The 9,967-nt window shown below is 56.6% G+C and carries 7 protein-coding genes and 1 tRNA gene; 3 read left to right on the top strand and 5 right to left on the bottom strand.

Annotated features, from left to right (window positions below; translation table 11 throughout):
* Together ATHL_RS12490 and ATHL_RS12485 are read right to left on the bottom strand one after the other, a co-directional pair.
* Positions 1-658, bottom strand: a 658-nt coding sequence (locus tag ATHL_RS12490) for a LysM peptidoglycan-binding domain-containing protein (RefSeq protein WP_114679499.1), incomplete at its 3' end; no start/stop codon positions are given.
* A complete protein-coding gene (locus ATHL_RS12485; RefSeq protein ID WP_062194272.1) occupies positions 655-3,045 on the bottom strand; it encodes a sensor histidine kinase in 2,391 nt (796 codons plus the stop codon). The genes ATHL_RS12485 and ATHL_RS12490, both read right to left, overlap by 4 nt.
* Before the next feature lie 155 nt (positions 3,046-3,200).
* On the opposite strand from ATHL_RS12485, the gene ATHL_RS12480 reads away from it, so the two are divergent.
* The 3 genes from ATHL_RS12480 (at position 3,201) to ATHL_RS12470 (ending at position 5,240) form a co-directional block, all read left to right on the top strand.
* The gene (locus ATHL_RS12480; RefSeq protein ID WP_062194269.1) at positions 3,201-4,412 is read left to right on the top strand and encodes a DUF3048 domain-containing protein; all 1,212 of its coding nucleotides are present in this window, start codon (positions 3,201-3,203) and stop codon (positions 4,410-4,412) included.
* Positions 4,413-4,617: 205 nt separating this feature from the next.
* Positions 4,618-4,701 (top strand) — tRNA-Leu (locus ATHL_RS12475).
* A gap of 74 nt (positions 4,702-4,775) precedes the next feature.
* Positions 4,776-5,240, top strand: a complete 465-nt coding sequence (locus tag ATHL_RS12470; RefSeq protein ID WP_062194267.1) for a hypothetical protein — start codon at positions 4,776-4,778, stop codon at positions 5,238-5,240.
* A 64-nt stretch (positions 5,241-5,304) separates the two neighbouring features.
* On the opposite strand, the gene ATHL_RS12465 is transcribed toward ATHL_RS12470, so the two are convergent.
* The 3 genes from ATHL_RS12465 to ATHL_RS12455 are packed head-to-tail and all read right to left on the bottom strand — an operon-like array spanning position 5,305 to position 9,945.
* Entirely contained in the window at positions 5,305-9,150 is a 3,846-nt protein-coding gene (locus ATHL_RS12465; RefSeq protein ID WP_062194263.1) for a GAF domain-containing protein, read from the bottom strand.
* Positions 9,147-9,641 (bottom strand): ATP-binding protein, encoded by a 495-nt coding sequence (locus ATHL_RS12460; RefSeq protein WP_084001417.1) that lies wholly within the window; start codon positions 9,639-9,641, stop codon positions 9,147-9,149. Before ATHL_RS12460 ends, ATHL_RS12465 begins: the two co-directional genes overlap by 4 nt.
* Positions 9,610-9,945 (bottom strand): STAS domain-containing protein, encoded by a 336-nt coding sequence (locus ATHL_RS12455; RefSeq protein WP_062194257.1) that lies wholly within the window; start codon positions 9,943-9,945, stop codon positions 9,610-9,612. Before ATHL_RS12455 ends, ATHL_RS12460 begins: the two co-directional genes overlap by 32 nt.
* Between the last annotated feature and the right edge of the window lie 22 nt (positions 9,946-9,967).

The following is a 9,967-nucleotide window of genomic DNA, read 5'->3' as shown; positions in this document are numbered from 1 at the left end:
AATGGAGAGTTTCGGTGGGTGGAACGGGGGTGCGCGTGGCGACGTTGGGAACGAACAACACCATACCGGCCTGGATCTGGTTGGGACTGGCCAGACAGTTTACAGCCTGAAGTTCTGCAACGGTGGTATAGAAGGCCAGGCTGATGCGAAAGAGGTTATCCCCGGGGCGGACGATATAGGTTGTCCAACCGGCGGGCCGGGTGCAACTGCGTGCGGTGGGAAGAGCCTGGGTTGAGGTGGCCTGGGGTTCCTGCAAGGCCGGGCTGGTGAGGGTAACCGTGGGGGTTGGAAGAGGAGGCAAATAGAGGATGCTGCCGGGGAGAAGGGTTTGACTGATCAGGCAGTTGGCCCGGGCAAGGTCTTCCTGGGCCAGTTGGTGGGCTCCGGCCAGGGTTTGCAGAGTGTCTCCATTCTGAATGACATAGGCCACCCACCCCTGGGGTGGAGGGCAACTTGTGGGAGGAATGGGCGTGGGGGTAGGCAGGGGTGTGGGGGTATTTACCCCGGGCACAGGCAGGCCCGCCGTGGGGGTGGGCAGTGCGGTGGGCGTGGCCAAAAGCAAGCCCTCAGCAGAGGCTAAAGAAAGCGCCCCTACCACCAGCAGGCCTGAGGCCAGCGCTGTGATCATTCCGGTGGCAAGTTGCTTAAGGAAGTTCATTCCCTTCCTGGCTCCATCTCTGTGGCAGAACGCAGGGGAAGGAGTACGCTGAAGGTGCTGGTTTTCGTCGCATCACTCTCTACCCAGATGCGTCCTCCGTGCGCTTCCACCAGGGTGCGGGCTATCGAAAGACCAACCCCGGTATCTCCAAGCCCCTGAATAAGCACGTGGTCAGCACGGTAACGGCGGTCGAAGACTCTGCCGAGATCTTCAGGCGCAATTCCTCCGCCTTCATCGGTCACCTGAAGGATCAGGTACTCGCCAGGCTCTTCCTTCTGGATACCGGCCCGCAGGGTGATGGAGCCTTCCGGTGGGGTGGCCAGGCTGGCATTTTGCAGGAGCTGTCCGATGATCTGCTGGATGCCCTCACGGTCGGCGTAAAGCAATGGAAGCTCATCGGGGAGTTCAATGCTCAGGTTGATGTTCTTTTCCCGCAGACGGGCGCTGATATCGGTAATGGCAGCATCAATGACCACGGCCAGGTCAACCGGCTGATGGATGAGCTCCAGGGAACCGCCCCCGAATGAAGTGATTTGAATCAGATCATCCAGCAAAACCCGCAGACGTTCGGTGGCTGACCGCACCCGTTCCAGGAACTTCCGCTGCAGTGTGCCAAGGATGCCCACAGTTTCGGCCAGCAAAAGATCGGTGTATCCCATGACCGAAGCCATGGGTTGGCGGAGCTCCTGAACGATGGAAGCAATGATCTCCTGATCTTCGGTAGTAATCACCGGATTGTGAGAGAGCTTCCTCTCCAGCTCGAGGACGCGGATATTGGAAGCGGCAAGCAAATTTTGCAACCGGGCGACTTCTTCGAGGGTGGCGCGCAGTTCGTTTTCGAGCTGCTGGTTGGGAATGGCGGATTCTTCTACCTTCCCTTCGACCTGACCGCCCGGGGTCGAAAGCGCTTCGAGGGCGGCCAGCCGGTTACGGAGCTGTTCATTTTCTTCCTGGAGCTTCTGAATCAACTCCTGAGAGTCTCGCTGAAGGGCGAGCAGGTTTTCTACCTCTTCTCCTGACGAGCCGGATTGACTGCGGGCTTTTTCCAGCGCCACGGTGAGTTCCTGTTTTTCGAGGCGCAATTGATCTAACTCGGCGCCCAATTCCACCAGGCTGGCCCGCAGCTCGGCGAATTCTCCGGCAGGAGCAGGTGGCTGAGGTGCGCGGTTGAGCAATGCCACGATATTTTCGGTTTCAGAAGCCAGGTGGTTCGAGTCTTCCACATCCCAGACGCGCTGGGAGTAGGGGGTGAGGAGGAGCAACCCCCCCCAGGGAGCGGCGTTATGGAGCAGGGGGATGAGAAGCAAATTGCCCACTTCGGTCAGGCCAAGGGCGATGCTCAAACCGGTGAGGTCCGTGGGTTGAACCTCAGGGGCGTTGACTCGCAGGGCCTTGCCTTTGATCAGCGCATTGGTGAGCGCCGGAGCCTGAGCAGAATCGAGCAGAGCGGGTGGTAGATCTTCCTCACGTAAGACGTCATATCCGCCGAGGATGTGGATGGGTTCCGACTCGGTGGCGGGTGATTTCACCACCAGGCACAGATCGGCGTTCAGCGTATGTGCCACGGCCCGAGCCACCGCCGGGGGGAGATGTTCCGGGTCATTCTGAAGGCTGATGTTCAACCAGGCGTGAATGGTTTGCAAGTCGGCGGGACGGACAGATCGAGCGGCAGATGGAGATGTTTCCTGGTCGGTGGAGGAGGGGTGCTCGCGTGGCGGGTGGAGAAGAACGCCGGGGAGCAGAGGGAAGGCTGCCAGCTGGGCCAGCCGGAGGTAACCGGAGAAATCGTTGCCAGTGGGAGGGAGGAACAGGTGCCCGAGAATTCCGGCCCCGATGAGTGCGAACATTCCCAGGCCAATGCCCCAGTTCCCTGGGCGATGGAAGAGCAACCAGGCGATTGCTATCAGCACGATGGTCAGGCTGCTCAGTGCCCAGGTCCAATCCTGCCAGGAAGCATTGAACGGCAGGCTACTATCTTCCAGAAGCCACTGAGAGTAGGTGAACAGGAAAAGAAAAATGATTCCCAGGTTGAGCAGGCCAAGGAAAATATCGGCGGGGCGGTAGGGTTGAGGAAAGCACCAGAGCCAGGTCAGCCAGAGGAGGCTGAAGAGAATCATGGCGCGGTCGAACACCGGTAAAAAATAATGAGGGTTGATCGCACCCTGCCAGGCCAGGCCGCTGGAGAAGAAGAGGACTAACTGTGCGATGAGAAGGAGGTTTAATCCCAGGAGAGCGCGTCCACTCATACCGCCATTCTCCTGGCTGCGCCGTGCGATCAGGGCCACCTGAAGGCTGGCAAAAATAGAAAAAGCCAGAACCAGATGGTAGATCAAATTTCCCGGTGGGGCAACGAGTAGATTAAGAAGCTGCTGGAAGGTGGCATTCATGGGGGTGGCTTTCCGAAAGGTCTTGTCTTAAAGAAAATTATAGCATGTCAGGGTTATGGAAAGAATTACAGTAACCTATCCGTTTATAAAACGACGATTCTTTTAGTTACCTCACCTGCCGATAAAGGCTGACATCAGGATCAGGAGATGAAAGGATGCATTTTAAAATGCGTTGGATAAGCCTGCTTGTTTTATGGTTTTCTTTTTTCCCTGCAATTTCCATGCCAGTGGCCGGGGCGACAGGGCAGATTACGCCGACGCCTACGGCAACCCGGAGCGTCGAAGAAGGGGCGGCCTACGGGCCCGATAACTTCCCTGCGGGTGTGAACCCGCTGACCGGCCTGCCGGTAAAAGAACCAGAGAATCTGAACCTTCCACCGGCACTGGTTTCGATCACCAACTTTCCGGTGACGGCGCGGCCCCAGGCGGGGCTTTCATACAGCCCGTTTGTTTTTGAGGTGTATATTGGTGAAGGGATGACGCGTTTTCTGGCACTTTTCTATGGAGATTTCCCTTCCGAAAAGGATGCCGCCGGAAGCGCACAGAATGCCGGTGTGACGGTAGATTACACGGTTGGGCCGGTGCGTTCAGGGCGGCTCACGTATGAACCGATCCGCAAGCATTATGGCGGGTTTCTGGTTATGGCTTCGGCGTGGTCGGGTGTGGCGGCCAATCTGAGCGAGTACACCAATGTTTTCGGCTCTGATGCTTCGGATATTAATTCGGCGATGGTTAAGGTAACCGACCTGCAGAAGATTGCCGAGAAAAACCAGCCCGCATTGAGCGGAAAAGCCAACTTGAACGCCTACCGGTTTGACCCACAACCGCCGATGGGAGGACAGGACGGACGCGCTCTCTGGCTGGCGTACAATTACCTGAACCAGATTTTCTGGCGCTTCGATGCCAGCAGTGGGGCGTATCACCGCTACCAGGATGAAGCGGACGGGAAGACTTTTCAATTAATGACCGATCGCCTCAACGGTGTTCCTCTGACGTTTGAGAATGTGGTGGTTCTGTTTGTGAAACACACAGCCCGGGCAGAAACGCTGATCGACATGGATTTGATGTATCAGAACCCTCAAAAGGCGCTTATCTTCCGGGATGGAAAAATGTATGAGGCGTTCTGGACGACGCGCAACGAGGGATATGAGAAAACTACCGGCCGGCTTCGTCCGATTCGGTTTGTAGATGCGCAGGGGAATCCCTTTGCCCTGAAACCCGGGCAAACCTGGGTAGAATTTGTTCCCACCTATTCCCCCTATTATGAGACAGTGGATTCGGAATTGTATTCAGACCTGGCGGGAAAACAACAGCCCGGCTCGGGGGTCTGGGCGGTGCGATTCTATGCCCCAAAGCCTCAAAAATAGCGGGCTGGCACGAATCTCGCAACCATTTTCTGATACAGTTCTCTCAAAGTGACCTGCTCCACAGGTTAAAAACAACCTGCCCCTCTCTGTACCGGAGAGGGGCAGGGAAAAGGGTAGCCTGGCCATCCTTTGAGCAAGCCTCACTGGATATCAAATGATGGAACTTGACAAATTTGGGGATTGGGATAAAATACAAACACTCCCAGCCGAAGTGGCGGAACTGGCAGACGCGCTACGTTCAGGGCGTAGTGAGAGCACTCTCATGAGGGTTCAAATCCCTCCTTCGGCACACTCCCCATGGTTCATGGGGTTTTTTCTTTTTAGGGGCTTGCCCGAATTTCTTACTCAGGGTAAGATGAAGTTATGCCGCGACGGAAGCGCAGAATCCTTGAATTACCGGCCATCCAGTTCCCTGCTCTGAAGGCCCTCCTGGCGCGATTGCCCAGAGTAAAGCTCGCCGAGCCAGAGAAGATGGTTCGGCAGGTGCTTGTACTGGTGGCGGTGGTGATTCTGGCGCTGGTGATGATGAATATCAACGCACGCCTTGGAGAGTACTACCGCCTGAGTACCGAACGGGATCGCCTGAAAACTGAGGTGATACAGCTGACTTCCACCTACCAGGCGCTGGTAACTCAGATGGCTTATGCTCAGTCTGATCTGGCCGCCGAGGATTTTGCGCGAAATGCTCACATGATCCGCGAGGGTGAAAAACTGGTAGTGCCGCTGACTCCGGCTGGCAACCCAACCCCAACTCCCGTCAGCACCCCGGCGGCACCGGCGCCGGTACAAAACTGGCAGGTCTGGTGGGCACTGTTTTTTGAGCCGTAGAACCAGGCAGAGTATCGAGGCAGGAGGGCTGGCCAACGATATTGAGCCAGCTCTTTTTGAATCTTCAGGGGGTACGCCGTACCGCTACCAGGGTAATGTCATCGCTCAGGGGGGTGTTCTGCCGAAAAGCCGAGATGGCGCGGTCGATCTCTGAGAGTAATTCGTCAGCGGGTTTTCCTCCTGTGGCGTGCACCACTTCGCGCAGGCGAGCTTCACCGAAATCTTCGCCGGCAGGAGAGAGCGTGTCACAGGCGCCGTCGGTGTACAGCAATAGACAGTCCCCCGCTTGCATGAATAAGCGGTGGTTTTCAATGGGTAAATCCGGTAACACGCCCATAGCCATGCCGCCTTTTGATAATTGCTCCACTTCTCCTGTGGAGGCGCGGTAAAGGAAGGGGAGGTTATGCCCGGCGTTGGCGTAAACCAGTTCACCGGTTTGCGGATTGAGTACTGCGTAGATGGCGGTGATGAACATCGACTCAGGCGATTCGGTAAAAAGCAGGGTGTTCACTTCGTCCAGCACTTCGGTTGGATCGGCATGATCGCGCACGCTGGCGCGAATCAGGGTGCGGGCGACGGTCATATACAATGCCGCCGCCAGGCCTTTATCAGAGACATCGGCTACCACCAATCCTACCCGTCCATCCTTGAGTTCGAAGACATCGTAAAAATCTCCACCTACCTGGCGGGCGGTTTGCCAGCGGATGCTGATTTCCCAGCCGGGTATGGACGGAATATGATCGGGGAGGAAGGTTTCCTGAATCTGCCGGGCGAGTTGAATTTCTTGCTCGACGCGTTCATTCTGGAGCAGTTCACGCCGGTAAAGATCGTTCTGAATGGCCAGGCTGGTCTGCTGGGCGATACCATTGAGAATTTCGAGCCTGCGTTCGCGGAAGGCGGTGGATTGATTGCGCTCACGGACTATCAGAACCCCCAGAATTTGCTCCTGAGCGATGAGCGGAAAGCCGAGGAGCCAATCTCCTTCGGCCTGATGGGCACTTTGCAGGTATTCTTCGAGTGGCATACAGGGAAGCATCGGCCAGTCTTCGGCGGGCAGGCCAACCTCTGACATCGGGCAGATGTGTGCCTGCCCCCGTTTAAAAACGGCATCCAGGAGGCGGTGCTCCCCGGGCAGGTAAATGTTATCGAGCAGGAAGTATTCCTGGCGGCGGTTTTCTCCATGGACATTGGTGGGGCGGAAGATTTGCAGGTCTTCATCCCAGCGGTAAATCAGGCACACATCGATCCCCACCAGGATGGGGAGCAGATGGACGATGTTCTCAAGAACCTCGGATAGTTCACGGGTTGATACAACCGCCTGAGCCACCTGAAGCAGGGCCGCGGTCACATATGCTTCTTCCTGGCGGGCTTCGAGCAAACGTAGATTCTCTACGGTGATCGAGGTTTGATGAGCAATTCCCTGTAAAATGGCATGGGCTTTGGGTTCAAGATGGGGTTCCTGGTGGGCAGAAGAAGGCTCGTTTTCGATGGCCACAAGAAACGCGCCGGTCAGATCACCGCGCAGGAGAAGGGGCAGCATGATATAAAGGCTGGCGCCTCCGTTGAGGCAGAACTCGGGGAGAGCCAGTTCAACCGCCGGATCGAAGAGGGTCAGCATGGAACGGTTTTCTGAGAGCCTTGCCAGCGCCGGTAAAGTGGCCGGGTAGAACGGAGAACTGTTAATGCCAGGTTCGAACCCATACCAGGACTTGAGTTCAAAGTAAGGGCGATTTTCGACTTTAAGCAGAAATGCACACTTTCGCACCCCTACGAGCAACCGGGTAAGACGTAACATGGTAGCCAGCAGATCGTCAACGGTCAGCACACTCTGGCTGGCTTCAGCCACCTGAACCAGCATGGTGGCCACCCAGGCCTGGTCTTGCGCTTCGTTGTAAAGGCGGATATTTTGTATGGCTACCCCGGCGTAACTGGCAAATGTCGCGGTCATGCTCGAGGCTTCGCTTCCGTAACGTCCAAAGGTGTGGTGAGCAAGCGAAAGTAATCCCACCACGCGGTTATCGGAAACCATCGGTACCGTCAGGGATGAGTAATGGCTTTCGAAACCCAGGGCACTGCCAAGAGGGTCGGGGGGGTCTTCGGTGGTGCGGATGTAAGGCTGACCCAGCTGGAGGACGCGATTCAGAAATGCGGCAGTCTCTGGCTTTTCATTCAGCACCCGGTTAAGTTGCTGAGAATCAACCCCGCGAGCCGCAGCAAGGCGCATGTGTTGATGAGGGGCTTCTCCGTTGTCATGCTCATCCAATAACCAGATGGCCGAGGCTTCGCATGGAAGGTTGTTTTCCAACCGTTCGAGGATGGTATTCAAAAGCGTGGGTAAATCGACCCCGCTGGTCATTTGATTGGCTACATCGCGGAAGCTTTCAGCCACCTGGCGGCGCCAGCGTTCGGAGCGATAAAGCGTGGCGTTGCGATACGAGATGCCAATGGTAGAGGCCAGCGTCTCAAAGAGGGTTCGATCGGCATCGGTAAATGCCCCGGGTTGTTCACTCTGAATGTCGAGCACGCCGAGCACCTGCTGACCATAAAGAATGGGGACGGCCAGTTCGGCGCGGGTGTTTTCGGGGGGCAATGGAGAAGGCTGGTAGAGGGGCTCATTGAGTACATCGTTCACCAGCATGGATCGGCCATTCCGGGCCACCCAGGGGATGATGCCAGTCGGTGCATCCAGAGAGTAGGCGAGTTCGGTTTCGTACATGGCGGCGCTGCGTTCGCCGCTGCCCGCCTGGAAGAAGATCAGGCGACGGCCTTCGTGGACAGAGAAAATGGAGACGTGTGAATACCCGAAGCGGCGTTGAATGAGATGTACCACCTCGGTGAGGAGCTGATCAAGTTCCAGGATCGACCCCAGCACCTGGCTTATCTCTGCAACCGTAGAAAGCTGGCTGGCGCGCCTTTCGAGATCGGTATAAAGCCATGCGGCCTGAACGGCCAGAGCGACGTTATCGGCCAGGGCACTTAATACCAGAATGTCGATCTCGTGAAAGTCGTCCAGGGTGTCGCTCTGAACATCGAGCACGCCCAGGACACGCTTCTCGATTTTCAGGGGAAAGGCGGCTTCAGAGAGGGTTTCGGGGAGGGCATCCAGAAAGCGAAAGCGGGGGTCGATGAGCACATCGGGGACGACCACTTGCTTGCCGGTAGAAAAGGCTGTGCCGATCAGCCCCTCCCCGGGTTGGATGCGCATCCCGGCCAGAGAAAGGCGGTTTTCAGTCTGTGAGGCGGCGGCGCGAAATTCCAGTACCGGAGGGTCACCGGTGGCGGTGAAAATGGCCACGTAGTAATAATGAAAGGTTCTGGCAATAAGCTCGGTGACGCGGTTACAAAGTTCATCCAGATCGAGTACGTCGGCGATCTGCGCGCTGACTTTTCGTACCAGGCTAAGCTGTTCTAAACGCCAGCGGTTGAGCTTCTGCTGGCGGGAGATTTCCAGGGCAGTGGCGGCGTGCGATGCCAGCCCCTCCAGAAACTCCAGATCCACGGCGTGGAAGGGCTGCTTTTCTGAACGCTGGTGAAGTAAAACCCCCAGCAGGTTTTCATTGGCCAGGAGAGGAATGGCCACCATCCATCCGGAAAGGGCGCTGGCCTGTGAGAGAGGGACGATCTGCTCGCCATCTGAAAGGAAGATCTCCCGTTCGAGCTGAGCGCGATACACCATATCCGGCGCTGGAGAAGAAGGAAGTAAATCCAGCCCGTCGGTTTCTCCCGGGAGAGGGTAGAAGGGGCGTGCGAGCCAGAGGTGGGCACTTCCGCCGAGCATCTGAGACACGGTCTCTTCAACCAGCTGACATTGCGCCGAGGTGAGGCTCTGGCGGATTAATTGCTCACCCAGGCGCAGGAATTGCTTCCATTCGGGTTCCCTGGAGGGCCTGGATGGATTCAGGGGGATCATCGCTTTCGGGTATTGTTCTTCTTAAGAGCGGGTGGTCGTTTTTTATAGAGGGTCAGGCGGTTTCCGCGCCCGGGCTGAAATTCGTAGTGTACTTCGTCCATCCATTGACGGATGAAGTGCAGCCCGAGCCCGTGTGTGGGGCGATCTTCCAGGTTGCTGGTGAGGTCGGGTGGGGCCACGGCGTTCGGGTCGAAAGGTCGCCCTTCATCTTCGAGGATGATCGTCAGTCCGTCGTTGCTGATTTTGCAGGTACACGCGATGGGGCCAATATCCTCACCCTGGTAGGCATGTTCGATGATATTGGAGCAGGCTTCATCCACCGCCATTTCCACGGTATACACGGCAAAAGTGTCCAGCCCGGCCTTTTCAGACATTCCGCGGACAAAATCACCGATGGAGGCCAGACTATCGTAACGGCCAGGAAAAGAGCGCGTGATAATCAACGGCGTGGTGGGGCGGTCAAAAATTTCCAATGGCGGTGAGTACGTCATCGTAAATTTTGAACAGGGGGATAAAGCCGGCCAGGTCGAGGGCGGCGCGGATGTTTTCGGGCACGGCCACCAGCACAAGCTCACCACGATTGTATCGTTTGCAAACTTTTTGGGTGTTGATGAGGGCGCGCAATCCGGCGCTGGACATAAAGTCCAGTTCACTCATATCCAGGGCTATTTTAAAACGCCCCTCTTCAGTGATTTTATTGAAAGTTTCAGAAAGTTGAGGGGCGGTGTAGCTGTCGACCCTGCCCTTCACCTTCACCAGATCGCAGTGCTTGTACTGAGTGTGGGTAATCTCCATGAGTGAGCCTCCGCGGAAGGAT

The sequence above is a fragment of the Anaerolinea thermolimosa genome, from assembly GCF_001050195.2.
GTDB lineage: Bacteria > Chloroflexota > Anaerolineae > Anaerolineales > Anaerolineaceae > Anaerolinea > Anaerolinea thermolimosa.
The sequence above is the reverse complement of the archived record's forward strand: the minus strand, read 5'-3'. Positions and strand labels throughout refer to the sequence as shown.

Bases quoted from the DNA above. Each gene is read 5' to 3' on its own strand.
- ATHL_RS12485 (WP_062194272.1), bottom strand. From the start codon at position 3,045: ATGAATGCCACCTTCCAGCAGCTTCTTAATCTACTCGTTGCCCCACCG.
- ATHL_RS12480 (WP_062194269.1), top strand. From the start codon at position 3,201: ATGCATTTTAAAATGCGTTGGATAAGCCTGCTTGTTTTATGGTTTTCT.
- ATHL_RS12470 (WP_062194267.1), top strand. From the start codon at position 4,776: ATGCCGCGACGGAAGCGCAGAATCCTTGAATTACCGGCCATCCAGTTC.
- ATHL_RS12465 (WP_062194263.1), bottom strand. From the start codon at position 9,150: ATGATCCCCCTGAATCCATCCAGGCCCTCCAGGGAACCCGAATGGAAG.
- ATHL_RS12460 (WP_084001417.1), bottom strand. From the start codon at position 9,641: ATGACGTACTCACCGCCATTGGAAATTTTTGACCGCCCCACCACGCCG.
- ATHL_RS12455 (WP_062194257.1), bottom strand. From the start codon at position 9,945: ATGGAGATTACCCACACTCAGTACAAGCACTGCGATCTGGTGAAGGTG.